Origin of the sequence: Hydrogenophaga sp. RAC07 (assembly GCF_001713375.1) — a bacterium.
Lineage (GTDB): Bacteria > Pseudomonadota > Gammaproteobacteria > Burkholderiales > Burkholderiaceae_C > Hydrogenophaga.
This window is the reverse complement of sequence record NZ_CP016449.1, coordinates 2,908,199-2,934,240: the sequence shown is the minus strand read 5'-3', so window position 1 is coordinate 2,934,240 and position 26,042 is coordinate 2,908,199. Positions and strand designations below refer to the sequence as shown.

Sequence of the window (26,042 nt, the reverse complement as noted above, 5' to 3'; positions counted from 1 at the left end):
GTCCCTTCAGAATCGGAAAATTCCGTAGTGCGGGTCGGCGATCGGGGCGTGTGCGGCGGCTGAGAGTGCCATGCCCAGTGCGTTGCGGGTGTCAGTGGGCGCCAGCAGACCGTCGTCCCACAAGCGCGAGGTGGCAAAGTAGGCGTTGGATTCGCGTTCGGCCTTTTCGTACACGCGCTGGCGCAATTGCGCCATCTCGGCCTCATCGGGCGTGTGGCCCTTGCGGCGCAACTGGGCGATTTTCACGTCGGCGAGGGTGTTGGCGGCCTGATCGGGGCCCATCACCCCCATGTGCACGTTCGGCCAGGCCCAGATCATCCGTGGATCCCACGCCCGTCCGCACATGCCGTAATAGCCCGCACCGAAAGCTGCGCTGGTGATGACGGTGAACTTGGGCACCTCGCTGCCAGCCTGCGCCATCAACATCTTGGCGCCGTCCTTGGTGATGCCTTCCATTTCGTAGTTGCGGCCGATCATGTAGCCGGTGGTGTTTTGAAGAAACACGAGCGGTGTACGGTTCTGATTGCACAGCGAGATGAAGTGCGCCGCTTTCTTGGAACTGTCGCTGAACAACACGCCGTTGTTGGCGAGGATGCCCACGCGGTACCCCCAGATGTAGGCGTAGCCGCAGATCAGCGTGGTGCCATAAGCGGGTTGGTATTCGTGGAAGCGGCTGCCGTCGACGATGCGGGCAATGAGTTCGCGCTGGTCAAACTGCACCCGGTGGTCGGGCGAGACGATGCCCAGCATTTCGTCGGGGTCGTAGTAGGGTGGCTCGGCATCGCGTTCTGGCAGGTAGCTTTTCGTCGCGGGCTTGAACTGCGCAACGATCTCGCGGCAAATCGCGATGGCGTGGGCCTCATTGTCAGCCGGGTAGTCGACCGTGCCGGATACCTGGGTGTGTAAATCACAGCCTCCGATCTCGTCGGCGGTGTGCTCCTCACCGGTGGCGGCCTTCACGAGCGGTGGCCCGCCGAGGAACACGCCGCCGGTGCCACGCACGATGATGCTGTAATCGCACAGCGCCGGGATGTAGGCACCGCCGGCGGTGCAGTTGCCGAACACCATCGCGACCTGCGGCACGCCGGCCTTGGATAGCAGGCATTGGTTGCGGAACACCCGGCCACCCTCGATGTACACGCCTGACAGTTCTTCAAGGAAGGCGCCGCCGCTGTCGCACAAATGCAGGACCGGCAACTGGTTCTCCAGCGCGATGTCCAGCAGTCGTGCCAGCTTGCGTGGCGTGAGCGTGTACCAGACACCGCCCTTGACGCTGGAATCGTCGGCGTGGATCAGCACCTCGCGGCCACTGACCACGCCCAGGCCAGTGACCACGTTGGCACCCGGGACCTCGCCGTTGTAGTCCTCGCAGGCAGCCAGCGCCGAGAACTCAAGAAAGGGCGTACCGGGATCTAGTAGCAGGTCCAGCCGTTCACGTACCAGTAATTTGCCCTGCGCGCGCACGCGCTTGATCTCATGCGGCGGACGTTGGTGGCGCGTGATTTCCATGCGCTCGCGAAAATTCGCGACGATGGCGCTCATGGCTTGATGGTTTCGCCGGAACGCTTCGAATGCGGTGTCGATGCGGGAGTCGATGCGTTTCATCAATCGGTTCTCAGGGGTCTTGCAGCGTCACGAGGGTGGACTTGAGAGCGAAGGTGTTGCCAACGGCAAAGTGCACAGTCTTGACCCGGGCGTCGCGCGGTGCCGTCAGCGTGGTTTCCAGCTTCATGCTTTCGATCACGATGAGCGGTTGGCCCGTGTGCACGGCATCGCCGGCTGCCACATGAACCGCGATCACCGTGCCGGGCATTGGCGCCTGCAGCAAGTCGGAAGCGGCACCGGCCCGGTCGCCGCCGGAGGCTGCGCTGAGATCGATCACCTCGACTTCAAGGGCACCGGTGGCCGCACTGTGCACGAATCGACTGTCGCCTTGCGCGGCGATCCAGACGGCTTGCGGGCGCTGATCCACGGTGACCCGCCAACGGCCATCAGGCAGCGTCTTCCCCTGCATCTCGAATTTGCGTTCGCCATGGCTGACGTGGAACACGCCATTCGCTCCACGTGTTACCACGAGGTCATGGACCTTGCCATTGATGACATAGCGGCGGCGCATCGTCAATTCCTCCAGGGTCCCATGGCGGCGTGCATCGCGGGAATGGAGTGAACGGCGCGCAACAGTTCGCGGTCGGCGAGCACCGCCGATGCCAGTACCAGGTCGATGTCATCGGGGGTGAGAGACTCGCGCAGCTCGTCGGCGCAGCGTGCCAGCATGCCGGTGTCGGCCTGCCCAGCACGGAACTCGGCATGGCGCAGTACCCGCGTGATGTAGCGTGCGTTGGTGGTCAGACCCAACAGCACCGATTGCTCAAGCGCCAGGATGGCGCGTTCGATAGCCTGTGCACGCGTGTTTCCATGGCAAATAATTTTGGCGATCATGGGGTCAAATGCGGCAGTTACCGCCTGTCCTTCGCGCACGCCGGCATCAACCCGCACGCCGGGACCAGAGGGTGGTCGCCAGCACAGGATGTCACCGGTGGAGGGGCGAAAATCATGCTCGGCGTCTTCGGCGTAAAGCCTGCATTCGATGGCGTGACCAAGCTGCACGATGTCCGCCTGGGTGTAGCCGAGCGGCTCACCCTGGGCGACGCGTACCTGTTCGCGAACGAGGTCAAAGCCCGTCACCATTTCGGTGACCGGGTGTTCGACCTGCAGACGCGTGTTCATCTCAAGAAAGTAAAACTCGCCACCGGCGCCGTAGATGAACTCCACGGTGCCGGCGCCGCGATAGTTGGCGGCGCGGGCAATGCCGGCTGCGGCTTCGCAAATATCGTGGCGCTGCACCGTTGAAAGGGCCGGGGAGGGGGTTTCTTCAATGATTTTCTGGAAGCGTCGCTGCACTGAACATTCACGCTCCCAGAAATGCACCAACTGGCCATGCGCGTCGCCCATCACCTGCACCTCGATGTGCCGCGGGCGCTCCACATAGCGCTCGACAAACAGCCGACCGTCGCCAAAATAGCGCTTACCTTCGCGCCGTGCGGTCTCGATCTCGCGATCCAACACGGCGAGGTCACGCACGATGCGCATGCCCTTGCCGCCACCGCCGGCTGAAGGCTTGATTAGCAGCGGCGCGCCGAGCGCCCTGGCGCGCTCGACGAAGCTGGCCGGGTCATCGTCCTCGATGGCGCTCGGTGCCACCGGAAAGCCGCGTTGGGCGACGAAGCTGCGCGCGCGCACCTTGTCGCCCATCAGTTCGATGCTGTCCGGACGCGGGCCAATGAAGACGATGCCAGCAGCTTCCAGCGCACGCGCAAACGCCGCGTTTTCAGACAGGAAGCCGTAACCGGGATGCAGCGCCTGTGCCCCACTGCGCCGACACGCTTCAACCAACTGCGCGATATCGAGGTAGGCCGCCACGGACGTCAAGCCGTGCAATTCGACCGACTCGTCAGCCTCCAGCACGGCCGGGCTATCGGCGTCCACCGCGTGGTGGGCCACCACGGTGGCGAGCCCCATGCCCTTGAGTGTGTGCAGGATCCGCAGCGCGATCTCGCCACGGTTGGCGATCAGAACTTTTTGAAACACGGGCGGAACCAGTTGTACGGCGGGTGACGAACGGCGTCTGGTGTCAATCGAGCACGGGGATGGGTTCGGACACGCGCTCGAAGCGGGAGTTTTTGGCGTCCGAGCGCAACACGAGCACGCTGCTCGGCGAGTGCCGGTCATTGGGGCCGAAACTGATGGGAGAAGCCAGCCCATCGGTGCTGAAGTTCTTGGTTGTCTCCAGCTTCTCGACGACACAGGCGCGGGTCAGCGCCTTGCCACAGCGGCGGATCGCGTCTTCCATTAGCAGCGCACCGACGTAGGCTGTGATCGAATAGCGGTTGAGCGACTTCAACTCGTCGGCTGTCAGATATTTCTGTGCCAACCCCATGAACTTGGCCATGCCTGGCACCGACAGGTCGGTCAGAGGCGGGACATAGTCTGCGACGAAGTAGCCGTCGCCCGCGGCACCGGCGAGCGCCTGAACAGGGGTCAGGTGGGCCGAATGCACGGCAAGGAAGGTCAGCGACATCTGGTTTTTAGCGGATTCCTTCATCAGCATCGAATGCTCGGCTACCACGCCGCCCGACGCGAGAAAGGTCGCTCCCACCTGCTTCAGACTCAGCATCTCAGCCGAGAAGTCCTTGGTGCCACGCTTGAAGGAGATCTCGGACACGCTGTTAAGCCCCAGATCCTTGATCGCCTTCTGGTAGCCGCAACGCACGTCGCTGCCAAACTCGTCATCCTGATAGACCAGCGCAAACTTCTCCTTTTGCAACTTCTTGCTAGCGACCATGTTTTTCATGGCGGAGCTCAACTCCTGACAATAGGTTGGCCCGATCACAAATACCGTTTTGTTCGGTGGAGTGAAGTGCGCTGCTGCCACGGCCATCGCGTTGATAGTTGGCAAGCCTTGCTCGTTGATGTAGGGCAGCATGGCTTGCAGCATCGCTGAGCCCGAGGTGCCGATGAGGCCGAAGATGCCTTCCACGTCGACCAGTCGCTTGACGCCTTGCACAGCACGCTGAGGCACATAGCCGTCATCTTCCTGGCGAATTTCCACCTTGCGGCCGTTGATGCCACCACGGGCGTTGACATCCTGCTCCCATACCCGCAAGGCAAGCATGTGGGCCTTGCCCAGCAGGCTAGGGGGGCCGCTGACGGGCGTCACCGAGCCGAGGACGATTTTGGCGTCGGTCACACCGGGGTCGGCAGCAGCGGCGGTCGTGGCCGTCAGGCTGATAACCATGCTGAGCAGACTGGTGGCGGCATATCGAAAGTATTTGCGTGTCATGAAAAGGCACTCCTGGTTGAGTAATGGGGGAGGGGCTGGTGGCACGTCGTCTTGATTACTTGGAACTCAGAAATTCAGAGGCTCGCTCGAATTTCCCGGCGCTGGCATTCGCCTTGAGCAAAATGGGGCGGGTCCCCGACTGTCGAATATTGGGCCCGAAGGTCAATGGGGCCATGATGCCGTCGCTGGTGAAATTTTTGGTCTGCTCGAGCTTTTCGACCACGCAGGCACGTGTGAGGTTTTTGGCACATGCGTTGAGCGCTGATTCGAGCAACTGGACACCTACATAGGCGGTCAATGAATACCGGTTCATGTCCTTGACCTCATTGGCTGAAAAATATTTGTAGGTCAGTGCGGTGAGTTTGCCAATGCCTTGTGTTTGTATGTCGGTCACTGGAGGCACATACTCGGCGACGTACACGCCGTCTGCTGCCGGGCCGGCCAGGGCCAGTACCGCAGGCAGATGCGAAGGGTGAGCGGCCAGGCGCACGGCTTGCATCTGGTTCTTCGCGATCTCTTTGAGCATGGCGGCGGTTTCGGTGATGATGCCGCCGGTCAGCACGAAGGTGGCGCCGGCGCGCTGCACGCTCAACACCTCGGCGGAAAAATCCTTCGCCCCGCGTTTGTAGGCAACTTCGATGCTGCTTTTCAAGCCGAGCTCTTTCAGGGCCTGTTCGTAGCCGCATTTGACGTCGGTGCCGTAATCGTCTTCCTGGAAGATCAGGCCGAACTTCGATCCCTGCAGCTTCTGGGATGTGACCAGATGCTTCATGCTGGCAGAGACCTCCTGGCAGTAAGTTGCCCCGATATTGAACAGCGTCTTGTGCGGTGGGTTGAAGTGGGCGCTGTTGACGGCGATATGGTTGATGGCGGGAATTTTCTGCTCGTCGATGATGGGCAGCATGGCCAGCAACTGCGACGAGCCGGAGGTGCCGATCAATGCAAAGATCTGTTCGACATCAATCAGTTTTTTCAGACCCTGGACAGCGCGCTGCGGCACATAGCCGTCGTCCTCAATGCGAATGTCGACTTTGCGTCCGCCGATGCCGCCGCGCGAATTGACGTCCTGCTCCCAAACTTTCAGGGTCGTGGCAATGGCCTTGCCAATGATGCTGGGCGGGCCGCTCAGCGGGATGACCGCGCCAAGCACGAGTTTCTCGTTCGTGACCCCGGGATCTGCCGCCAGTGCGCTGCCGAAGGTCAGTGCGGCGAGGGCGCCGAGGCAAAAGCGCTGGGTCAGCTTCTGTAGTGTTCGCATCGCAGGTCTCCTATGGAATAAGCAGCGCGTGTGCTGCGGGGTCAGAATCGGAAGGGCCAATGGGTCCAGTAATGCTTGATGTCGCGCCATCGCCCCATCAGGCCATCGGGCTCAAAACGCAGGAACAACACAATCGCGAGTCCATAAATGACGCCTTTGATCTCATAGGCGGCAGTGGAGCCCGACCCGCCGAAGCTGGCGCCGATCATGCCGAACACGAAGCCCAGGCTTTCGTTGAGCAGGACGATGAAAGCCGTTCCGAGCAAGGCGCCGGCTACAGAACCCAGGCCGCCGACGATGAGCATGGAGAGCGCCTCGATCGATATCAGCAGGCTGAAGCTGTCGACATTCAGGTAGCGTGTGTAGTAGGCCAGCAAGCCCCCGGCGATGCCGGTGTAGAAGGCGCTGACCATGAACGCCAGCAACTTGTAGCGCACCAGGTTGACGCCCATGGCCTTGGCTGCGATGTCGTGCTCCCGAATCGCCTGGAACGCCCGGCCAATGCGGCTGCGCAGGATGTTCAGGGTGATGAAGGTGAACACCACCACAAAGCACAGCACCACGTAGTAGTAGCCACGTTCTGCCCCCAGCGCCTGACCGAACAGCGAGGGTTGCGGCACCGTCAAGCCTTCCGAGCCTCCGGTCAGGTCGCCACCGTTGAGGATCAGGTGGTTGATGATCACGGCAAATGCCATCGTCGTGATGGCCAGGTACAGCCCTTTGAGACGCAGCGAGGGTATGCCCACGATGATCCCGGCGATGGCCGCGCTCACGCCACCGGCAAAGATGGACGCCAGCATTGGCCAGCCAAGTTTGCTGGCCACGATGCCGGCCGTGTAGGCGCCGACCGCCAGAAACCCCGAGTGCCCGAGCGAGATCAGCCCGGTGGTCCCGGTCAGCAGGTTCAGGCCCAACACCCCCACCGCTGTGATCAGCAGCAGCAGAATGACGGAGACATAGTACTTGGCCAGCAGCAGTGGCGCGGCCGCCAGCAGCGCCACCAGCAGACACGACCAGACGATGACAGGAACCGAGTCGGTCAGTGCCAGCAGCTGACGATAGTTTTGTTTGAAGTTTCCGCTACGCATCAGACACGCTCGATTTCAGGTTTGCCGAACAGGCCATAGGGTCTGACCATAAGGACGACGAGGATCAAAACAAAACCGGCGATCTCCTTCATGCCGCGGCCGATATAGCCTTCCGACAGATTCTCGACCACCCCGATCAGGATGCCGCCGAGTGCGGCGCCGAACACCGAGTCCAGCCCGCCCAAGATGACCGCGGGAAAGCTGCGCAGACCTGTCGTCCACATGCCGGGATTCACGTCGTAGATCACGCCGATCAACACGCCCGCAATGGCGGCGAGCCCCGCCGACAGGGCCCAGGACAAGGCGAAAATGCGCTTGACATTGATGCCCATCAGCAGGGCTGCAGTTTGCACGTTGGCGGTGGCACGCATGGCGATACCGACCCGCGAATAGCGAAAGAAGGTCCACAGGCCGAGCAGTACGGCCGCCATCAGCCCAACGGAATACAGCTGCGCCGGGTACAGGCCGGCCGGGCCGATCTTGATGACCTCCGTTGGCAGGCCGGCATTGAGCGGCATGGGGTCTGCGCCCCAGATCAGCACCACCACCGAGCGCAGGATCACGGCCAGGCCAATGGTCACCATCACCGTGGAAAACACCGGCTGACCAAGCATCGGACGGATCAGCAAGACCTCGATCAGCAGGCCGATCAGCACCGAGGCCGCGACAGTTGCTGCCAGCATGAGCCAGAAGCCAAATTGGAAGGTGCCGGCCAGGGTGAAGGCGATGTAGGACACCAGCATCATCAGCTCGCCCTGGGCGAAGTTCACCACGCCGGTGGCGCGGTAAATCATCGCAAAGCCCATGCCGATGAAGCCGTAGAGCAGGCCGACGGCGATGCCGGAAATGACCAGTTGCAGAAAATAGTCCATCAGCCCGCTCCTGCGCCGTAGATGATCGCGATCTCTTTCGCGAAGGTTTTTTCGATGACGTTGCGGCGCACCTTCTGGGTGGCGGTGAGTTCGCCGTCGTCGTGGTCGAGTTCTTTTTCCAGGATCAGGAACTTGCGGATGTTCTCGACCCGGGCAAACAGCTTGTTCACACGCTTGACGTCCTCGTCGATCAGTTCGCGCACCTCGGGCAGCGCGGCCAGGCTCTTGTAGGTGGTGTAGGCCAGTTTGCGTTCTTGTGCCCACTTGCCGACTGTTTCGTAGTCGACCTGGATCAGCGCCGCCAAATAGTGGCGTCCGTCGCCCAGGATGATCGCCTCGCGCACATACAGGCTGTCCTTGAGCGCGTTTTCGATCTCCGAGGGAGCGATGTTCTTGCCGCCGCTGGTGATGATGATGGCCTTCTTGCGGTCAACGATCATCAGCTCGCCGTTGTCGGCCAGTGCCACGATGTCGCCGGTGTGCAGCCAGCCGTCCACCACGGTCTTGGCGGTGGCGCCTTCGTCGTGGATGTAGCCCTTGAACACGGCGGGGTGCTTGACGACGAGCTCGCCGTCCTCCGCGATCTTCCAGTTCAGGCCGTCGATGGGCAGGCCGGTGGCGCCCAGTTTGATCGCTTTTTCATGCTGGAAGAAGATCACCCCGCCGGACTCGGTCATGCCGTAGACCTGGTACACCGGAATGCCGAGGATGCGGAAGAACTTCAGTACCTCGGGTGAGACGCTGGCGCCGCCACAGAAGCCGCACTGCATGCGGTCCAGGCCGACGAATTTCTGCAGATTGCGAAACATCAGCAACCACAGAACGAAGAAGTGCAGGCGATCCGACAGACTGCGCTGGCCCCCTTGCGCCTCGACCTTTTCGAACAGACGGCGCCCGGCATCGAAGCAGCGCTGGAAAGCCCAGCGCTGAAAGCGCGAGGCGTCCTGCATGCGGATCAAAATGCCTTGCTGCAGCTTCTCCCAGATGCGCGGCACGCCCAAAAACACCGTGGGTGCGATCTCGCGCAGATTGACGGCTACCGTGTCGATCGATTCGGCGTAATTGACCACGCCACCGGTGAGCAGGTGCATGACCGTCGAGAAGGCACGCTCGGCCACGTGGCACAACGGCAGGTAGCAGACCACTTCGTAGTTGTGCCGGTCGAGCTTGAAATGGGTTTTGAGCTTGTCAACGGTGACGATCAGGTTGCGGTGCGACAGCATCGCGCCCTTGGGCGGCCCGGTGGTGCCCGAGGTGTAGACCAGCATGCAGGTGTCGTCGGGTTGGGTGTCCTCGATGGCGCGATCAAAGGTTCCCGCGTGCTGGGGCGATGCCGCGGCGTATTGGTCGCCAAGCTCAAGCACGTCCTCGAACGACATCAGCTTGTCGTGTTTGTAGCCGCGCATGCCCTTCATGTCGACGCAGATGATCTTCACCAGGTCGGGCAGGCCGGTGGCGTGCTTGTCCATGGCGTCGAGCACTTTGTCGACCTGTTCCTGGTCGCCGCAGACCACGAACTTGCTGTTCGAGTGGTGCACGATGTACTGCAGCTCCGGCCACGGGTTGGTGGGGTAGATGCCCACCACGACGCCGCCGATGGCTTGCGTGGCCAGGTCGGTGAACATCCACTGCGGACTGTCCTCGCTGGCAATCGCCAGCCGGTCGCCCTTGTCGAAGCCCAGAGACTTGAGACCGAGTGCGAAGCGGCGCGCCGTTTCGAAATAGTGCTGCCAGGTCATCCGGTTCCAGATACCGTAATCCTTCTCGCGAAACGCGAGCGCATCCGGAAAGCGCTGTGCCCAGTGCTGGAGCAGCTTGGGGAATGTGGTGTTGCCGTCGCGCAGTAACGCGTCCAGGTTGTCGATCACGCGGCCTCCTTGGTTTTGCTGCCCAGGTAGGCGTCGATCACGGCCGGGTTGGCCGATATCTCGGCCGGCGTGCCCTCGCCGATCTTGCGGCCGAAGTTGAGCACGCAGACGCGGTCGGAGATGTCCATCACGATGCCCATGTCATGCTCGACCATGAGGACCGAAATGCCGAGTTCGTCGCGGATGTCCAGCACGAAGCGGGCAATGTCTTCGGTCTCCTCGCTGTTCATGCCCGACACCATTTCGTCCAGCAGCAGCAACTTGGGCTCGGTGGCCAGTGCGCGTCCCAACTCGACCCGCTTTTGCAGGCCATAGGACAGGGTGCCCACCGGCATGTCGCGAATTTCCTCGATTTCGAGAAAATCGATGATCTCTTCCACCTTGCGACGGTGTTCGAGCTCCTCGCGCCGCGCCCGTCCGAAGAACCACGAGGCATCCAGCACGTTGGTGGCCATGTGGCAGTGGCGGCCGACCAGCAGGTTGTCCACCACGCTGGCATGTTTGAACACCGCCAGATTCTGGAAGGTCCGACCGATGCCGATGGCGGCCAGGCGGTGTGCCGGCATGCCGGTGATGTCGCTGCCATCGAAATGCACGGTGCCGCTGCTGGGCTTGACGACGCCGCTGATCATGTTGAAGGTGGTCGTCTTGCCGGCCCCGTTGGGGCCGATCAGGGAATAGATTTCACCGCGCCGAACGTGAAAACTGACACCGGCAACGGCTTCGACGCCGCCGAAGCGCTTGGACAGGGTTTCGACCCTTAACAATGTGTCGTTCATGTTTTTTTTCTCAGGACAGCCAGCGTTTGCGCCGCTTGTAATGCTTCACCTCGCGCATGTTCTTGCGCGATCCACCTTCGCCGAAGCCTAGGTAGAACTCGCGCACGTCGTCGTTGCGCAGCATCTTGTCGGCCTCACCGTCGAGCACCACGCGGCCGTTTTCCATGATGTAGCCATAGTCGGCAATGGCCAGCGCCATCTGTGCGTTCTGCTCCACCAGGAGAATGCCCATGCCTTCCTGGCGGCACAGGCGGGTGATGATGTCGAAAATCTCTTCGCTGATCTGTGGCGCCAGACCGAGCGTGGGCTCGTCGAGCATCAGCAGTTTCGGGGACGACATCAGCGCGCGGCCGATGGCCACCATCTGCTGTTCGCCGCCCGACAGGTAGCCCGACACCGTGCTGCGTTTTTGCACCAGACGCGGGAACAGCCCATACACCATCTCCATCTGGCGCCTGGCGTCGGTCAGACTGCGTGTGTAGCCGCCCATCACGAGGTTTTCCTCGACCGTCAACTGGTCGAACAGGCGGCGCCCCTCGGGCACCATGACCACGCCGGCGCGCACGATTTCGTCCGGCGCCAGGCCGGTCAGCTGGCGGTTTTCAAACGTGATCTGGCCACCCTTGATCTCACCGTCTTCCGGATACAGAACGCCCGAAATGCCTTTGAGCGTGGTTGATTTCCCGGCCCCGTTGGAACCGAGCAGGGCGACTATGCGACCTTTGCCGACGGCCAATGAGACCTCTCGCACCGCCTCGATGGTGTTGTCGTAAACGATCTGGACATTGGTGAGATTCAGCATGACAGGCCGCTACTTGCGCTGTGCTGCGGCGACTTAACCATTGAACGGGTTTGCCGGTCGAGCGTAGTGGAGGGGTGCGCCAGGATGGCAGCCGCAGTCGTGCAGACCTTCGGCTCGGATGGGCCGGGTGCATGGGCGCGACCATGGTCTCTGGTTGCCAGGGTGCCGTTCGAGGGGGCAGTTAATTTTCTCAAAGGTTGTCTCGTGTTGGCCGTGTTGGGCAGCGTGCCTGCCATGTGCCTTGCCGTTCGGTAGGCGCGATGCCTTGTTTGCATGGCGTTAATCTAACGGTAGTTAGTCTGGCTTCAACTCGGGAAATCCCTATGCAGGTGCCATCAAGTCCGGGTGCGAGTGCGGGCGGGAACTTCTGGCCAGGTTCGCTTCAGCATGAATGCCGGTGATTCACCGTCAGCGGATTCAAGACTGAAGTGCAACACCTGCCCCCGAGTACGGTCCGCAGATGCAAAGCAGCCCACCCAAGCGCAAACGACTACCTCGCAACAAAGGAAAAGGCCGAAGAGCTCAGATACTATTGCTCCGGCCCCATGAATTTTGAACTTTCGTGGATCGTTTGCCTGTGGCAGTCGGTCCACGACTCGCGACTTCAAAGGGCCGGAACAATAGATGGACATGGTGAGCATCCATGTGCGTCCGCCCGAGATTGAAGACCGGCAGTTGCCCGGGCACGGGGAGGGTGACCTGATCAAGGGTGCTGCGAACGCCAGCGCGGTGGGCACCCTGGTGGAGTGCACCAGTCGGGCTGCTCATGCTCATCAAGCTGCACGGGTTCAAGCCCGCCAGCGCGGTCAATGTCCTGCAGGCCTTTTCTGACAAGCTGCTGAGGCTCGCTGAGCCTATGTGCCAGAGCATGACGTACGACCAGTGCCGGGAGAAGGCGATGCGCAGGGAACTGAGCCGACGCACGGACATTGCGGTGTACTTCTGTTACCCCCACAGCCCTTGGCAGCGAGGCTCTAACGAGAACTCCAACGAGCTGGTGCGCCAGTACCAGCCCAAGGGCTCGGACCTCTCAGGGTACAGCCAAGAGCAGCTCGATGCGATTGCCGATCAGATCAACAACCCGCCCTGGAAGGGGTAGGGCGCACGATCCCCCTCTGGCAGTCTATCGGGACCTCCTGCTCAATAGCACGCAACACCCACCCTCGTTCATTGAAACCCAGGGTATTGCACTTTAGATTTGAATCACTCTCGGCTACATTCCCGCGTAGTTCGGCCCGCCGCCGCCTTCGGGCGTCACCCAGACGATGTTCTGCGTCGGATCCTTGATGTCGCAGGTTTTGCAGTGCACGCAGTTCTGCGCGTTGATCTGCAGCCGGTCCGAGCCGTCGTCGTTCTTTACGAATTCGTAAACGCCGGCCGGGCAGTAACGGCTCTCGGGGCCGGCGTATTTCGCCAGATTGATCTGCACCGGCACGCTGGCGTCCTTGAGCGTCAGGTGCGCGGGCTGGTTTTCTTCGTGGTTGGTGTTGCTGACGAACACGCTGGAGAGCCGGTCGAAGGTGAGCTTGCCGTCGGGCTTGGGGTAGCTGATCTGCGGCATCTCGGCGGCCGGGCGCAGGCTGGCGTGGTCGGCCTGGGTGCGGTGGATCGTCCAGGGCGGACGCTTGATGCCAAGCCTGGGCAGCAGCCACTGTTCAATGCCGGTCATCAGGGCTCCGACGAGGCTGCCCTTCTTGAACCACTGTTTGAAGTTGCGCGACTGGTCGAGTTCGGTGTGCAGCCAGCTGTTTTCGAACGCAGCGGGGTAGGCGCTGAGTTCGTCGCCGCTGCGTCCGGCGGCCAGGGCTTCAAACGCGGCTTCGGCGGCCAGCATGCCGCTCTTGATGGCGGCGTGGCTGCCTTTGATGCGTGCGGCGTTCAGGTAGCCGGCATCACAGCCGATCAGCGCGCCGCCCGGGAACACGGTCTTGGGCAGGCTGAGCAGGCCACCGGCGGTGATGGCGCGCGCGCCGTAGCCGATGCGCTTGCCGCCTTCGATGTGGGCGCGAATGGCGGGGTGGGCCTTCCAGCGCTGCATTTCCTCAAAGGGGCTGAGCCATGGGTTCTTGTAGTCGAGCCCGGTGACGAAGCCAAGCGTGACCTTGTTTCCTTCCAAGTGGTAGAGAAAACCGCCGCCGTAGGTCTGGGTGTCCATTGGCCAGCCGGCCGTGTGTACCACACGGCCGGGTTGGGCGCGGGTCGGGTCGATCTCCCAAAGTTCCTTGATGCCGATGGCATGGCTTTGCGGATCGCGGCCTTCGTCAAGCTTGTATTTAGCGATGAGTTGCTTGCCCAGGTGGCCGCGCGCGCCTTCGGCAAAGATGGTGTATTTGGCATGCAACTCCATGCCGAGCTGGAAGCCGTCGTGCGGCAGGCCGTCCTTGCCAATGCCAAGGTTGCCGGTAGCTACTCCTTTGACCGAATCGTTGTCGTCGTACAGAACCTCGGTGGCTGTGAAGCCCGGGAAGATTTCCACGCCCAAGCCTTCAGCCTGCTCGCCCAGCCATTGGGTCAGGGCGCCCAGGCTGATGACGTAGTTGCCCTCGTTGTGGAAGCAGTCGGGCACCAGGAAGTTGGGTGTGCGCCTGGCACCGGTTTCGCTCAGGAAAAGCACGTCGTCGCCGGTAACGGGTTGGTTCAGCGGTGCGCCCAGATCCTTCCAGTTGGGGAATAGTTCGTTCAGTGCGATTGGGTCCATGACCGCGCCGGAAAGAATGTGAGCGCCGGGCGCGGAGCCTTTTTCCAGCAGCACCACCGAGACGTCCTCGCCCTTTTCAGCCGCGAGCTGCTTGAGGTGGATGGCCGTGGCCAAACCTCCGGGGCCGGCGCCCACCACCACCACGTCATACTCCATCGCTTCGCGGGGACCGTATTGTTCGAGCAGGGAGGTGGGCTTCATGCGGAGAGGGTCAAAAAGGTGGCGACCCTGGGGCCGAAGTTGACGAAAAAAAGGGGGGGTCAGGGTCGGTTGTCGACCGGCAGCGGCGGTGCGGTGCGCGGTGCGCCGTCACGTTTGTAGACCATCACCGTGCGTTTGAAGGTGCAGACAATGACGCCGCTCTGGTTATAGCCTTCGGTGCGCACCGTGACGACGCCGACATTGGTTCGCGACCGCGACTCGCGCCTGTCCAGCACCGTGGAACGTGAATAGAGCGTGTCGCCTTCAAACACCGGATTCGGAAGTCGAACTTCGTCCCACCCCAGGTTGGCCATGACGTTTTGCGAGACATCGCTCACCGTCTGCCCCGTCACGAGGGCCAGCGTGAGGCAGGAATTGATGAGCGGACGGCCGAACTCCGTCTGCGCGGCGTAGTGGGCATCGAAGTGCAGCGGAGCCGTGTTTTGCGTCAGCAACGTGAACCAGATGTTGTCGTTCTGGGTCAGTGTGCGACCGAGGCCATGCCGATACTCGTCGCCGACCTCGAAGTCTTCATAGAATCGGCCGCGCCAGCCTTCTTTGATGGTCATTTGCTGCTCCTGCGGCGGGTTGTCCAATTTGGGAGTCCCCAGACGCAGCCGGTCAGCGTGCCACTGCGCAATGTAGGCGACATGTGGACTATTGCTGTCAGTTTCTCGGCCCGGCTTGTTGAAGTTGCCGGCAATGCATCGCGACTATGCTTTGTCATGCGTGAGAATTCCATCGAACACGATCCCCGTTATTTGACGCGAGAAGTCACGAAAAGAGCCGCGTTGGGGGTTGTACCATTCGACGGTCCAGTTCAATGCCCCAATCACGAAAAGCCGAATCATGGCCGTGCTGGTGTCGTCGCGCAATTCGCCACTGGCGAGCGCTGATTCGAGAAGCTGATCCCAATAGTCTGCGTAAGCCCGCCGCACGACCCGGTGGCGATTTTTTGCGCTGGTCGGGATTTGGCCGTAGATGCGGATGTTGGCTGACGTGAAGTCGCCATAATGCAGCATTCCCCAGAGATGGCCTTCAATGCCAGCGGCGATTCGATCTCGCCAGGGTGCACTTTCGGGAAGAGCCGCAACACGGGTGCGTACGGCATCTGCGACGATGGTGATGCCTTTGTCCAATACCTCGCCCAGGATCTGCTCTTTCGATTCGAAGTGATAGTAGATACTGCCGGCTTTGACGCCGGCAGCATCCGCAACCTCGCGCAAAGTAGTTGCTGCATAACCATGATGCCTGAATAGCCTTGCAGCTTCGAGCAGCACGCGTTCGCGTGTGGCGGGACCATCCACCTCATTTTTGCTGGGTTTTGCGTCTGTATTTGACATCATTTGACCGTTTGGTAGATCCAAATTTCGAATCGTATCAAACCTAGCTTTGGTCGAAGGGGCGGCCTTGAGCAACGTCTCGTCGCGCGGGGTTGCTCACTTGCGACCATTCGCCCACTGCCTGAAATCAGGCCGGCGTTTTTCCAGGAAAGCGCTCACGCCTTCTTTGGACTCTGCCGTGTCGTAGTACAGGCTCAGCGCTTGAAGTCCCAGGCTGCCGATCCCGCGAATGTGCTCGGTGGATGCATTGAACGAACGTTTCGCGATCGCCAGAGCCGTCGGACTTTTTTCGACAATTTCCTTGCACCAGCGGGCGACTTCGGCGTCGAGCTGGTCGTGGGGCACGACGGTGTTGCACAGACCCATGGCCAAGGCCTCCTGTGCACTGTAGCGGCGGCACATGTACCAGATCTCGCGGGCTTTCTTTTCGCCAACCACATGGCTCAGGTAAGCTGTGCCCCAGCCAGGGTCGACCGAGCCTACTTTCGGGCCGACTTGGCCAAACACGGCCTTTTCCGAGGCAATGGTCATGTCGCACAAGGTGGCCAGGACATTGCCGCCGCCAATGGCGTAACCCTGCACGCGGGCGATCACGGGCTTGGGCACGTCACGAATGGCGCTGTGAAACTCTTCCACCGGGATACCGATGGTGCCCCGGCCGTCGTACTGGCCGGCATGAGCCGACTGATCGCCGCCGGTGCAGAAAGCACGGTCACCCGTCCCGGTGAGCACAATGGCGGCGATTCGCTTGTCCCAGCCTGCTTTCATGAATGCCTGCAGCAGTTCCTCGACGGTCTGGCCGCGAAACGCATTCATCACTTCGGGGCGGTTGATCGCGATGTAGGCCACCGAGTCGAGTTCTTCGTAGAGGATGTCCTTGAATTCCATGGGTTTTCCTTTTTGTCTGTTATTTCAATGCCGCATGTCTTTCGACCGTGCCCGGGCGTTTACCCAATCATGCTGTAACCACCAGACACTGAAAGAACCTGCCCGGTGACATGGCCCGCAGCCTTCGCTGAAGACAGGAAGACGACGGCATTGGCAATATCCTGCGGCCGTCCCACCTTGCGCAACGGCAGCGCCTTGGCGACTTTTTCCAGTTGCTCCGGCGTGAACATACTGTCGGCATCAATCCACATGCTGCTTCCGCCCACTTCGTCGGTGGTACTGGGGATAGTGACGCCGGGGCATACCACGTTGCAGCGGATGCCGTAACGCCCGTTTTCCTTGGCGATCGTTTTCATGAAGCTGTTGATGGCAGCCTTGACGCCGCCATACACCGCTTCACGTGGCTCACCTTGCCGACTGGCATCAGAGCTGATGGAGACGATTGAGCCGGCGTTGCGAGGAACCATGACTTCAAGCGCGGTCTTGGTGCAGTTGAGAACGCCGAGGTAGTTGATGTTGATGATCTTTTGCCACAGATCGGGGGTCGTCTGCGTGAAGAACATCAACTGGTCCCAGCCGACGTTGTTGACGAGGACATCGACGCCGCCGAACTTGTCCGAGGCTGCCTTGAACATGGCTTGCACCTGGTCAAGTTGGGTGACATCGGTCTTGACAACCTGCGCCGACGCCGCGCCGCTCGCCAGCGCGAGTTCTGCCGTCTTTTGCGCCTGACTTTCGTCGATGTCGCCGATGGTGATGTTGGCGCCTTCCGCGGCGAAGCCGAGCACGATGCCGCGGCCAATGTTCGAGCCGCCACCCGTGACGATGACCGATTTTCCTTTTAGTTCGAGATCCATACTGATTGCTCCTTGCGCTTTAGGCGCCACATTGGTGAGGATGAAATTATGACTATCTAACGATAGTTAGATAGCGGGCGAGATTTCCTGTGTTGGATGGTGCGCCTGGCAGCTACCACTGCAATCCACTGTGGCATAGGCTGCCACCTGTCGATTCAAGAGAGGGATGAAAATCCGAGAAACAAGATGGGATGGTTCACTATCAGTGCGCAACGCGTCTGACCGTGATCCATCCCAAGGGAAGGCAATTACTGTTTGTTCTTGGCGAACTCGCCAGATTCTTTCTTCACGATGTCCTGGACCACATCGTCATACGCCGAGAACCAGTCAGTCTGGGGCACCCACTTGGCGCCGTCCCACATGTCGATGCGGGTTTTGCCGCCGCCGCCATGGTCTTTGGCGGTCACCGTCACGGGGGCGATCAGGCCTTCGGCATCAAAGTTTTTCAAGCTTTCCAGTCCGCGCTTCATTTTGTCAGGGTTGAGGGGCCAGCCACTTTGTTTGATGGCTAGGCGAGCGCCTTCGAAAACGCTGGCATAGATGGCCAGACCGGTGTTGTAGTAAACATCGTTGAGATGCTTGCGGTCACCGCTGCCCTTGTTTTTCTCATACAGGTCCTTGATGATCTGCTGAATCAGCGGGTGGCTCTGTCCACCCGTCACGTTGGTGCCGCGCTTGAGGCCTTTTGCGTTTTCCAGACCAATGTTGGCAAGGTCAACTTCGTTGAGCCAATTGACGGAAATGTACTTGTCCATCGGGATGCCGTTGCGCTTCATTTCGCGCGAGGCGACGACGTGCATGCCGGCCAGGTTCCAGCTGATCACCCAGTCGGGGTTGTTGCGGCGGATCTGGGACCAAGCGGCGGCCTGGTCATTGCCCGGCATCGGGTTGGGAACCAACTGCAGGTCAAAGCCCTCTTTGGCCGCAAGTGTCGTCAACACGCCGATCGGTTCCTGCCCGAACGGATAGTCGGGGTAGATGAACGAAATCTTCACGCCCTTGAGGTTGTTGTTGGACTTGGTTTTGATGTAGTGGATATTGTTGGCCATTTGACCCCAGTAGGTGGGCCCAATGGGGAAAATCCACTTGAACACATCACCATCGACCGCATCGCCACGACCTACAAAGGATTGCACCATCACATTGCCATCCGCCATGGCGCGCGGCAGAACGGCGCGGGAAACCGGCGTGGACAGGAAATCAAAGGCAACGGCGCCTTCGCGTTTCATCTTTTCGTAGCACTCAATGCCACGCTGCGGCTCGTTGCCATGGTCTTGAACCAGTATCTCGATGGGGTGGCCTTCAATGCCGCCTTTCTGATTCAATATCTTGGCATAGTCATTCGCCGCCTGGGCAATTTGTGGCGTCACAAAGCCGTAGGATTTACTCAGGTCATAACAAAGCGCGAATTTGACGGGCTGGGCTGGTGCCTGCGCCTGCGCGGACTGCAGACCGGCCAGCGCCAATCCCAGGCCAGCAAGAATGGAAAGCTGTTTGATTTTCATGATGATGTTTCCTGTTTGGTTAGTACGGGGTGAAATGCAGTCTGTAGAAGGCACGCCGTACAGTCGTGCCCGAGGCCTGACCGAGGCGTATCGCTACTGCTTCGACTTGGCGAACTCCGCCGATTCCTTCTTGGCGCTTTCCTGGACTACATCGTCGTATGCGGAGAACCAGCCAGTCTCTGGCACCCACTTCGCGCCATCCCACATGTCGATGCGCGTCTTGCCGCCGCCGCCATGGTCCTTGGCCGTCACAGTTACTGGGGCGATGAGGCCGTTAGCGTCGAAGTTGCGCAGGCTCTCCAGCCCGCGCTTCATCTTGTCGGATGTCAGAGGCCAGCCATACTGCTTGATTGCCAGACGCGCGCCTTCGAAAACAGGAGCGTAGGTGGCCAGCCCAGTGTTGTAGAAGATGTCATTGGTATGCTTGCGGTCGCCGTTGCCCTTTCCCTTGTCATACAGATCCTTCAGGATCTGCTGGATCAGCGGGTGCTCCTGACCGCCCACCACATTAGTGCCGCGCTTGATGCCCTTGGCTGCGTCGGCGCCAATGTTCGCGATGTCCACTTCGTTGAACCAATTGACGGCGATGTACTTGTCCATCGGCATGGCGTTGCGTTTCATTTCGCGCGAGGCAACAACGTGCATGTTGCCCAGATTCCAGCTGATGACCCAATCGGGGTTGAAGCGGCGGATCTGGGACCACGCCCCTGACTGATTGTTACCAGGCAGCGGGTTCGGGAACAATTGGAGGTCGAAGCCTTCCTTGGCCGCGAGTGTCTTCAACACGCCGATGGGCTCCAACCCAAACGCGGTGTCCAGGTAAAAGAATGCGATCTTCACCCCCTTCAGGTTGTTGTTCGACTTGGACTTGATGTACTGGATGTTATTGGCTGCTTGGCTCCAATAGGTGGGCCCGATCGGGAATATCCACTTGAACACATCGCCGTCGACTGCATCGCTGCGGCCAGTAAAGGATGAAATCATCACATTGTTGTCCTGCATTGCGCGCGGCAGCAGCGCGCGCCCGACCGGCGTGGAAAAGAAGTCGAAGGTGATCGCACCCTCGCGCTTCATCTTTTCATAGCACTCGATGCCCCGCTGCGGTTCGTTGCCATGGTCTTGAACCAGAATCTCGACCGGATGGCCTTCGATGCCGCCTTTCTGGTTGAGTATCTGCGCATAGTCGCGCGCGGCCTGGGCAACTTGCGGTACGGCGAAGGCGTAAACCTTGCTCAGGTCGTAACATAGCGCAAATTTAATCGGTTCGGTCTGGGCCTGGGCCAGCGCGGGCTGGACGTTGGACATCGCCATCCCCACGCCAGCAAGAATTGAAAGCAGTTTGATTTTCATGGTGATGTCTCCTGTTTAGCTAGCACGGGGTGAAATGCAGTCTGTAGTAGGCATGCCGGTCGTGCCCAAGACTTAATGCGAGAGCTCGACGCGATGTGGAGGTGTCCATGCTACGAGAAACTAGTTTCAGGTGAGCCAGCGTTTGCGCCGACTATAGTGTTTGATGTCATGGAAGCTTCGCCCTTCGGTGCCTCCTAGATAGAACTCCTGGATGTCCGGGTTTTTCTTCATGGCTTCTGCGCTGTCATGCATCACCACGCGTCCGTTCTCGATCAGATAGCCATGCGAGACGACCTCTAAAGCTGCAATTGCGTTTTGTTCCACCAGCAGAACGGACAGGCCTTCTTCCTTGTTGATGCGCCGAACAATGTCGAAAATCTCGGCCACCAGAAAAGGCGCGAGACCAAGACTCGGCTCGTCAAGCATCAGCAGCTTGGGTTGCGTCATCAAGGCACGGCCAATGGCCAGCATCTGCTGCTCGCCGCCTGACAGGTAGCCGGACTGCGCGGTGCGCCGCTGATGCAAGCGCGGGAAGTAGCTGTAAACCATATCCTTGTTACGCAGCATGTCTTGGCGGGTGCCACGAACAGCCGAGGCCGCCACCAGGTTTTCGTCAGGCGTCATGTGTTCGAACACACGCCGCCCTTCCAGCACATGCACGATACCGAGCTTGACGCGCTCCTGCGGCGCCAGTGCATCGATGTTCTGACCCAGGAATTGCACCTCACCGCGGGTTACCAGGCCGCGCTCAGGGCGCAGCAGGCCACTGATCGACTTCAGCGTCGTGCTTTTGCCAGCGCCGTTGGCGCCCAGCAGTGCCACCATGGCGCCTTGCGGCACATCGATCGAAACGCCCTTGATGGCGAGCGATACATGATCGTAGATGACCTCGACATTGTTCAGTGACAATATCAAGGCAGGTTCCGCAGACTGGTTTTGCATCAGCGTTGGGGTGGAAGTCAAGTTGTCAGTCGCCATGATGTCGTTTTTACTTTCGGGCGTAGCCGAAGGGCCAGACCAGCAGGTAGTTGCGCAGATTGGTGTACATCTTGCCCAGCCCCATAGGCTCAACCAGCAGGAAAATAATGATCAGCGCGCCATAAACCGCATGTGGAATGTGGGCCAGCGTTTCGATCCCGAGCGAGATGCCCAGGAGCTGCGCCAGCCAGCCGATCAGACTGTTCATCAGGCCGGGCATCAACAGAATGAAGGCGGCCCCAAAATAGCTGCCGATGATGCTGCCCAGTCCGCCGACGATCACCATGGCCAGCAACTCGATGGAGACATTGACGGCAAATTGCTCCGGTGTGGCTGCTCGGTAGAAGGTGAAGATCAGGATGGCGCCGCTGATGCCGCCAATGAAGGACGAGGTGGCGAACGCCACCAGCTTGTAATACAGGCTGTGCACGCCAATGACCGCCGCAGCGAAGTCCTTTTCACGCACCGCAATGAGCGCGCGGCCAAGCCCGGTGCGGCGCAAGTTGAGCATGAACACGGTGACGATCAGGCACCAGCCCAGCGCCACGTAATAGAGTCCGGTATCCGAGGTGATGGCCTGGCCGAGCAGGTTGATGTCAGGTGCCTGCAGTGTGGCCTGGGTGCCGCCGCTGATGGCCGGCACGTGGGAGATCACCCAGTCCATCACGAACTGCAGGGCCAGCGTGCTGAGCGCCAGATACAGGCCTTTCACGCGCAGCGCCGCGAAAGCGAAAACGATGCCGATCACAGCGGCCATCACGCCGCCGAGCACCATCGCGATCTCCCAGGGAATGCCGTTGCGTACGCCGTGCACCGCCGTGTAGGCGCCGATGCCCATGATGGCGGCATAGCCGAAGTGGAACTGCCCGGTCCAGCCCAGGATCAGGTTCAAGCCGAGCACGGCCGCAGTCCACACCAGCCACGGTAACAACTGGGTGCTGAGGACGAGCGTGCTCATGGTGAATGGCGCAGTTAACGCAAAGGCCAGCAACAAGCCGATCATCCAGCGATCCGCGGGGAGCGGAAAAAGCGAGCGCGCGTTGGCGTAATTGGTATGGAAAATTCCTGATTGACGAAATAGCATGACCTTCAGATCCTTTCAATGTCGTGGCGCCCGAACAGGCCATGCGGCCGAATCAGGATGGTCAGAATCAGTATTGTGGCAACCACCAGGTCGCGGCTACCACCGCCAACCAAGGGGTCGAGATAGCCAGATGCAACGCCTTCAAGAAGGCCCAGCAGCAAGCCGGCCAGAATGGCGCCGCCGATGCTGTCAAGACCGCCCAAAACTGCGACGGTCAAGCCCTTGAGCAAAAGCAGCGCCAGCGCCTGGCTGACCCCTTGAACCGAGCCCCACAACACGCCGGCCGTGGTGGCCAGAACCGAGGACATGGCCCAGGAAAACGCCACCCCGCGTTCAACCGAAATACCGATCGACCACGATGCGATGTAATCGTCGGAGATGGCGCGCAGAACAATGCCCCTGCGCGTGCGAAAGAAGAACATCAAGACCAAAAACAGCGCGATGGCCACCACGGCGCCCACCACATAAGCCCGACTGAGCAGCACCGGCCCCAGAAACAGCGGGTCGTCGCTGATGCCAATGGACAGCGGAAGGCCAGAGCCGCCCCAGATGGCCATTGTTGTCGCGCGTATAAAGATGTCCAGCCCCAGTGTCATCATCAGGATCATGATGATGGGGCGGCCCGCCAGCCGGCGCAACGCCACCCGCTCGATGCCCATTCCGACAAAGAACATCGTTCCCATGGCCAGCGGGATGGCGATCCACATCGACACGCCCAATCCATTGGCGATGGCCAGCACGACATAGGCACCCAGCATGGTCATCGCACCTTGCGCCAGGTTAGGCACCGAGGATGACTTGTAGATGATCACGATGCCCATGGCGACCAGTGAATACATGAGCCCCGACAGCGCGCCATTGATGGCCAATTCGGCAAACAGTGAAAAATCCATAATTTAAATCTCCTGCACCGAGAGTTGGCGCTCGATGGTGCCGACTTCACCGGATTCATACGTGATCTGCGCCTTCATCGTGACCGTCTGCTGGCCGCCGTAGATCGCATCTATGATGGGCGCATAACGCTCCTCGACCACGTTGCGGCGCAGCTTGCGGGTTCGCGTGACCTCTCCGTCGTCTGGGTCGAACTCCTTGTGTAAGGACACGAAGTGATGCAGTTTCAACCCGTCTGGCAGGATGCTGTTGACGCGCTTGACCGCTGCCGTGACCAGTTCGATCACCTCGGGTTTTTGCGACAGGTCGGCATAGGACATGTAGGAAATGCCCCGTACCTCAGCCCAATGGCCCACCGGCTCCATGTCGATGCAGATGATGGCCGCCAGCGTGTCGCGGCCGCTCCCGAGCACGGCCACATCCTTGATGTACGGACTGAATTTGAGGCGGTTCTCAATGTAGTTCGGAATGTAGCGTTCGCCTTTGGAGGTATACACCACCTCCGACAACCGTCCGAGCACCACCATGTGTCCATCAGGCTCGATATAACCTGCATCGCCCGTGTGCAGCCAGCCGTCCTCAAGTGCTTCACGGGTGGCATTTTCAAGTTTGTAGTAACCGGAAAACACGCTCCCGGAGCGAATCAAGACCTCTCCGTTGTCGCCGATCTTGACTTCCACACCGGGCAGCGGTTTGCCGACCGTGTGCAGGCGTACTTCTTCGGTGTCCTGCAAGGCAGTGAAGGCGCTGCTTTCAGTTTGACCATAAAACTGTCGCAATTTCACGCCCAGTGCGCGGTAAAAAACAAAAGTGTCTTCGCCAATGGCCTCGCCGCCGGTGAAAGCACCTCGCAGGCGGGTGAGGCCCAACTGGTCCTTGATCGGTCCGAAGATCAACCACTCTCCCAGTTGCCGCTTCAGACGCTCTGTCAGGCTGGGCTGTTTTCCCTCGAGCTTGCGTCGTTCGGACGCCAGCGCCGAGTTCATGAAAACATCGTAGAGCCATTTCTTGAGCGGCGTCGAATCCTCCATGCGAACCTGGATGGTGGTCAGCATGTTGTCCCAGCTGCGGGGTGCCGCCAGATAGAAAGTGGGAGCCACCTCGCGCAGGTCGTGCAGCACCGTTTCCTGGCGTTCGGGGATATTGATGGTGAAGTGCAGCGCAACACCGGCGCCGACCGTGATGGCAAAGTCGCCCACCCAGGCCATGGGCAGATAGGCGAGGATGGTCTCGCCAAATGTGAAGGCGCCCCCGCGATGGGCGTTGCGCACCCCCGCGAGGAAATTGCGGTGGCTCAGTACCACGCCCTTCGGCTTGCCCGTGGTCCCCGACGAGTGCACGAACACCGCCGGTCCGTCGGGCAGCGCCCGTTCGATCAAGGCATTTCGCAGTTTCGGCTCGGCACGCAAGCGATCTGCACCGATGGCCTGCAACTTTTCCCACGAAATCAGTCCGGGATTCGAATAGTTGGTCAAGCCGCGTGGCTCGTCGTAAATGATGTTCTTGATCGTTGCACCCTGATCGCCCAGATCAAGCACCTTGTCGACTTGCTCCTGGTCTTCTGCCAGGACAAAGCGGACATGCGTCTCATGCATGAAGTGACGGATTTCGTCGGGTGTTGCAGTAGAGTAGACGGGCATCGCGTAGCCGCCCAGCACGCCGGCCGCGAGCATGCCCATGTAGAGCCGGGGTCGGTTGTCGCCCAGGACCAGCAAGGCATCCTCTGCGCTAAAACCCAGGCTTTCCATGCCGGCCGCGCAGGCGAGCGTGGTATCCAGCATCTGCGACCAGGTGGTCTCCTGCCATATTCCCAGGTGCTTTTCGCGCATGGCCACGCGATTGCCCAGCAACTCGGCGTTGCGAGCCAGAATGTGGATGAGGGTGGTGTCGGTGCCCATATCCCATGTGGTGTTGCTGCCCTCGGCAGCATTGGTTTCAGTGCTTTGCATGCGCACCCCCCAGGTAGGCCTTGATCACACGTTCATCCTTCATCACGTCGGCAGGAATACCGGTTCCGATGGTTTCACCATAGCTGAGCACCATCATGCGGTCGCAGATGCCGGTGATCACATCCATGTGGTGCTCGATCAGCAGCACAGTGACATTGCGCTCGGCACGCGCATCGAGGATAAAACGGGCCATGTATTCCTTTTCCTCCTGGTTCATGCCAGCCATCGGTTCGTCGAGAACCAGAAAGCTGGGTTCGGCCACCAACGCGCGTGCCAGTTCGACGCGCTTTTTCAGTCCGATCGGAATGCTGTCCACCAGCTCGTCGCGCACGCTCTGCAGCTGCAGGAAATCGATAATCTCTTCGACCTTGAGCCGGCTCGCCATCTCATCCTTGCGACCCAGCCACCAGTAGAGGGCGGTTTTTGCCACGCCGGGCTTCATGTGGATGTGACGCCCCAGCAGGATGTTGTCAAGCACGCTCATGCCGTTGAAGAGCGCCAGGTTCTGGAACGTGCGCGCGACGCCCAGAGCTGCGACCTTGTGCGGCGCCATGCCGGTGATGTCGCGGCCATTGAGCCATATGCTGCCGACTTGGGGTGGAAAGAAGCCGGTGATGGCGTTGGTCATGGTCGTCTTGCCGCTGCCGTTGGGGCCAACCAAGCCGAAGATCTCTCCACGCTCAATGCGCAAATTGGCATCCTTCAACGCGACGAGGCCGCCGAATCGCCGCTCCAGCCCTCGGCATTCGAGGGCGGGCACTGCCGCCGCGTTGCTGGCTTTCATCGGAGTT

22 protein-coding genes and 1 pseudogene are annotated in these 26,042 nt (G+C 60.3%); 1 reads left to right on the top strand and 22 read right to left on the bottom strand.

The window, feature by feature from the left end; translation table 11 throughout:
* Positions 1-6: 6 nt before the first annotated feature.
* From BSY239_RS13665 to BSY239_RS13620, 10 genes are read right to left on the bottom strand one after another with little or no spacing between them, the layout of a single operon-like run.
* On the bottom strand, positions 7-1,605 hold the full coding sequence (locus tag BSY239_RS13665; RefSeq protein WP_069047300.1) for an acyl-CoA carboxylase subunit beta: 1,599 nt from the start codon (positions 1,603-1,605) through the stop codon (positions 7-9).
* Between the two features lie 10 nt (positions 1,606-1,615).
* Positions 1,616-2,116, bottom strand: coding sequence for a biotin/lipoyl-containing protein (locus BSY239_RS13660; RefSeq protein ID WP_069047299.1), 501 nt, complete (start codon positions 2,114-2,116; stop codon positions 1,616-1,618).
* A 2-nt stretch (positions 2,117-2,118) separates the two neighbouring features.
* Positions 2,119-3,588 (bottom strand): acetyl-CoA carboxylase biotin carboxylase subunit, encoded by a 1,470-nt coding sequence (locus BSY239_RS13655; RefSeq protein ID WP_069047298.1) that lies wholly within the window; start codon positions 3,586-3,588, stop codon positions 2,119-2,121.
* A 43-nt stretch (positions 3,589-3,631) separates the two neighbouring features.
* Positions 3,632-4,840: an ABC transporter substrate-binding protein gene (locus BSY239_RS13650; protein ID WP_069047297.1), complete on the bottom strand. Its 1,209-nt coding sequence runs from the start codon at positions 4,838-4,840 to the stop codon at positions 3,632-3,634.
* Positions 4,841-4,895: 55 nt separating this feature from the next.
* Positions 4,896-6,098 (bottom strand): ABC transporter substrate-binding protein, encoded by a 1,203-nt coding sequence (locus BSY239_RS13645; RefSeq protein ID WP_069047296.1) that lies wholly within the window; start codon positions 6,096-6,098, stop codon positions 4,896-4,898.
* A gap of 41 nt (positions 6,099-6,139) precedes the next feature.
* Positions 6,140-7,186, bottom strand: a complete 1,047-nt coding sequence (locus BSY239_RS13640; RefSeq protein ID WP_056278277.1) for a branched-chain amino acid ABC transporter permease — start codon at positions 7,184-7,186, stop codon at positions 6,140-6,142.
* Positions 7,186-8,058 carry a branched-chain amino acid ABC transporter permease gene (locus tag BSY239_RS13635; RefSeq protein WP_056278272.1) on the bottom strand — a complete coding sequence of 291 codons (873 nt, stop codon included), beginning with the start codon at positions 8,056-8,058 and terminating at the stop codon, positions 7,186-7,188. Before BSY239_RS13635 ends, BSY239_RS13640 begins: the two co-directional genes overlap by 1 nt.
* The gene (locus BSY239_RS13630; RefSeq protein ID WP_069047295.1) at positions 8,058-9,926 is read right to left on the bottom strand and encodes an AMP-dependent synthetase/ligase; all 1,869 of its coding nucleotides are present in this window, start codon (positions 9,924-9,926) and stop codon (positions 8,058-8,060) included. The genes BSY239_RS13635 and BSY239_RS13630 overlap by 1 nt, the downstream gene beginning before the upstream one ends.
* Positions 9,923-10,705 carry an ABC transporter ATP-binding protein gene (locus BSY239_RS13625; RefSeq protein ID WP_056278265.1) on the bottom strand — a complete coding sequence of 261 codons (783 nt, stop codon included), beginning with the start codon at positions 10,703-10,705 and terminating at the stop codon, positions 9,923-9,925. Before BSY239_RS13625 ends, BSY239_RS13630 begins: the two co-directional genes overlap by 4 nt.
* Positions 10,706-10,715: 10 nt before the next feature.
* Complete coding sequence (locus BSY239_RS13620; RefSeq protein ID WP_056278262.1) at positions 10,716-11,507, bottom strand: ABC transporter ATP-binding protein; 792 nt, start codon at positions 11,505-11,507, stop codon at positions 10,716-10,718.
* A gap of 627 nt (positions 11,508-12,134) precedes the next feature.
* Here BSY239_RS13620 and BSY239_RS22850 point away from each other — a divergent pair.
* Positions 12,135-12,594, top strand: a pseudogene (locus BSY239_RS22850) (IS30 family transposase); the annotation flags it as partial.
* 126 nt (positions 12,595-12,720) lie between these two features.
* On the opposite strand, the gene BSY239_RS13610 reads toward BSY239_RS22850, so the two are convergent.
* The 12 genes from BSY239_RS13610 to BSY239_RS13555 all read right to left on the bottom strand — a co-directional run bounded on the left by BSY239_RS13610 (position 12,721) and on the right by BSY239_RS13555 (position 26,035).
* Positions 12,721-14,406, bottom strand: coding sequence for an electron transfer flavoprotein-ubiquinone oxidoreductase (locus BSY239_RS13610; protein ID WP_069047294.1), 1,686 nt, complete (start codon positions 14,404-14,406; stop codon positions 12,721-12,723).
* 59 nt (positions 14,407-14,465) lie between these two features.
* Entirely contained in the window at positions 14,466-14,975 is a 510-nt protein-coding gene (locus BSY239_RS13605) for a MaoC family dehydratase (RefSeq protein WP_056278252.1), read from the bottom strand.
* 144 nt (positions 14,976-15,119) lie between these two features.
* On the bottom strand, positions 15,120-15,824 hold the full coding sequence (locus tag BSY239_RS13600) for a TetR/AcrR family transcriptional regulator (protein ID WP_236944069.1): 705 nt from the start codon (positions 15,822-15,824) through the stop codon (positions 15,120-15,122).
* A 21-nt stretch (positions 15,825-15,845) separates the two neighbouring features.
* On the bottom strand, positions 15,846-16,637 hold the full coding sequence (badI, locus tag BSY239_RS13595) for a 2-ketocyclohexanecarboxyl-CoA hydrolase (protein WP_056278247.1): 792 nt from the start codon (positions 16,635-16,637) through the stop codon (positions 15,846-15,848).
* 59 nt (positions 16,638-16,696) lie between these two features.
* On the bottom strand, positions 16,697-17,494 hold the full coding sequence (locus BSY239_RS13590; protein WP_008905455.1) for an SDR family NAD(P)-dependent oxidoreductase: 798 nt from the start codon (positions 17,492-17,494) through the stop codon (positions 16,697-16,699).
* Between the two features lie 248 nt (positions 17,495-17,742).
* On the bottom strand, positions 17,743-18,999 hold the full coding sequence (locus tag BSY239_RS13585; protein WP_056278244.1) for an ABC transporter substrate-binding protein: 1,257 nt from the start codon (positions 18,997-18,999) through the stop codon (positions 17,743-17,745).
* 93 nt (positions 19,000-19,092) lie between these two features.
* Complete coding sequence (locus BSY239_RS13580; RefSeq protein WP_008905457.1) at positions 19,093-20,349, bottom strand: ABC transporter substrate-binding protein; 1,257 nt, start codon at positions 20,347-20,349, stop codon at positions 19,093-19,095.
* Positions 20,350-20,475: 126 nt separating this feature from the next.
* Positions 20,476-21,327: an ABC transporter ATP-binding protein gene (locus BSY239_RS13575; RefSeq protein WP_069047293.1), complete on the bottom strand. Its 852-nt coding sequence runs from the start codon at positions 21,325-21,327 to the stop codon at positions 20,476-20,478.
* A 10-nt stretch (positions 21,328-21,337) separates the two neighbouring features.
* Complete coding sequence (locus tag BSY239_RS13570) at positions 21,338-22,330, bottom strand: branched-chain amino acid ABC transporter permease (RefSeq protein ID WP_210825672.1); 993 nt, start codon at positions 22,328-22,330, stop codon at positions 21,338-21,340.
* Positions 22,331-22,416: 86 nt separating this feature from the next.
* On the bottom strand, positions 22,417-23,304 hold the full coding sequence (locus BSY239_RS13565; protein ID WP_069047291.1) for a branched-chain amino acid ABC transporter permease: 888 nt from the start codon (positions 23,302-23,304) through the stop codon (positions 22,417-22,419).
* Positions 23,305-23,307: 3 nt separating this feature from the next.
* Positions 23,308-25,251, bottom strand: coding sequence for an AMP-dependent synthetase/ligase (locus tag BSY239_RS13560; protein ID WP_069047290.1), 1,944 nt, complete (start codon positions 25,249-25,251; stop codon positions 23,308-23,310).
* Entirely contained in the window at positions 25,238-26,035 is a 798-nt protein-coding gene (locus BSY239_RS13555) for an ABC transporter ATP-binding protein (protein WP_008905462.1), read from the bottom strand. The genes BSY239_RS13560 and BSY239_RS13555 overlap by 14 nt, the downstream gene beginning before the upstream one ends.
* Positions 26,036-26,042: the final 7 nt, after the last annotated feature.

Excerpts from the sequence above, each read along its gene's own strand:
- BSY239_RS13590 (WP_008905455.1), bottom strand. The coding sequence starts at position 17,494 with ATGGATCTCGAACTAAAAGGAAAATCGGTCATCGTCACGGGTGGCGGC.
- BSY239_RS13565 (WP_069047291.1), bottom strand. The coding sequence starts at position 23,304 with ATGGATTTTTCACTGTTTGCCGAATTGGCCATCAATGGCGCGCTGTCG.
- BSY239_RS13560 (WP_069047290.1), bottom strand. The coding sequence starts at position 25,251 with ATGCAAAGCACTGAAACCAATGCTGCCGAGGGCAGCAACACCACATGG.
- BSY239_RS13660 (WP_069047299.1), bottom strand. The coding sequence starts at position 2,116 with ATGCGCCGCCGCTATGTCATCAATGGCAAGGTCCATGACCTCGTGGTA.
- badI (WP_056278247.1), bottom strand. The coding sequence starts at position 16,637 with ATGGAATTCAAGGACATCCTCTACGAAGAACTCGACTCGGTGGCCTAC.
- BSY239_RS13645 (WP_069047296.1), bottom strand. The coding sequence starts at position 6,098 with ATGCGAACACTACAGAAGCTGACCCAGCGCTTTTGCCTCGGCGCCCTC.
- BSY239_RS13570 (WP_210825672.1), bottom strand. The coding sequence starts at position 22,330 with ATGATCGGCTTGTTGCTGGCCTTTGCGTTAACTGCGCCATTCACCATG.
- BSY239_RS13650 (WP_069047297.1), bottom strand. The coding sequence starts at position 4,840 with ATGACACGCAAATACTTTCGATATGCCGCCACCAGTCTGCTCAGCATG.
- BSY239_RS13640 (WP_056278277.1), bottom strand. The coding sequence starts at position 7,186 with ATGCGTAGCGGAAACTTCAAACAAAACTATCGTCAGCTGCTGGCACTG.
- BSY239_RS13625 (WP_056278265.1), bottom strand. The coding sequence starts at position 10,705 with ATGAACGACACATTGTTAAGGGTCGAAACCCTGTCCAAGCGCTTCGGC.
- BSY239_RS13610 (WP_069047294.1), bottom strand. The coding sequence starts at position 14,406 with ATGAAGCCCACCTCCCTGCTCGAACAATACGGTCCCCGCGAAGCGATG.
- BSY239_RS13555 (WP_008905462.1), bottom strand. The coding sequence starts at position 26,035 with ATGAAAGCCAGCAACGCGGCGGCAGTGCCCGCCCTCGAATGCCGAGGG.
- BSY239_RS13665 (WP_069047300.1), bottom strand. The coding sequence starts at position 1,605 with ATGAAACGCATCGACTCCCGCATCGACACCGCATTCGAAGCGTTCCGG.
- BSY239_RS13585 (WP_056278244.1), bottom strand. The coding sequence starts at position 18,999 with ATGAAAATCAAACAGCTTTCCATTCTTGCTGGCCTGGGATTGGCGCTG.
- BSY239_RS13580 (WP_008905457.1), bottom strand. The coding sequence starts at position 20,349 with ATGAAAATCAAACTGCTTTCAATTCTTGCTGGCGTGGGGATGGCGATG.
- BSY239_RS13620 (WP_056278262.1), bottom strand. The coding sequence starts at position 11,507 with ATGCTGAATCTCACCAATGTCCAGATCGTTTACGACAACACCATCGAG.
- BSY239_RS13605 (WP_056278252.1), bottom strand. The coding sequence starts at position 14,975 with ATGACCATCAAAGAAGGCTGGCGCGGCCGATTCTATGAAGACTTCGAG.
- BSY239_RS13635 (WP_056278272.1), bottom strand. The coding sequence starts at position 8,058 with ATGGACTATTTTCTGCAACTGGTCATTTCCGGCATCGCCGTCGGCCTG.
- BSY239_RS13575 (WP_069047293.1), bottom strand. The coding sequence starts at position 21,327 with ATGGCGACTGACAACTTGACTTCCACCCCAACGCTGATGCAAAACCAG.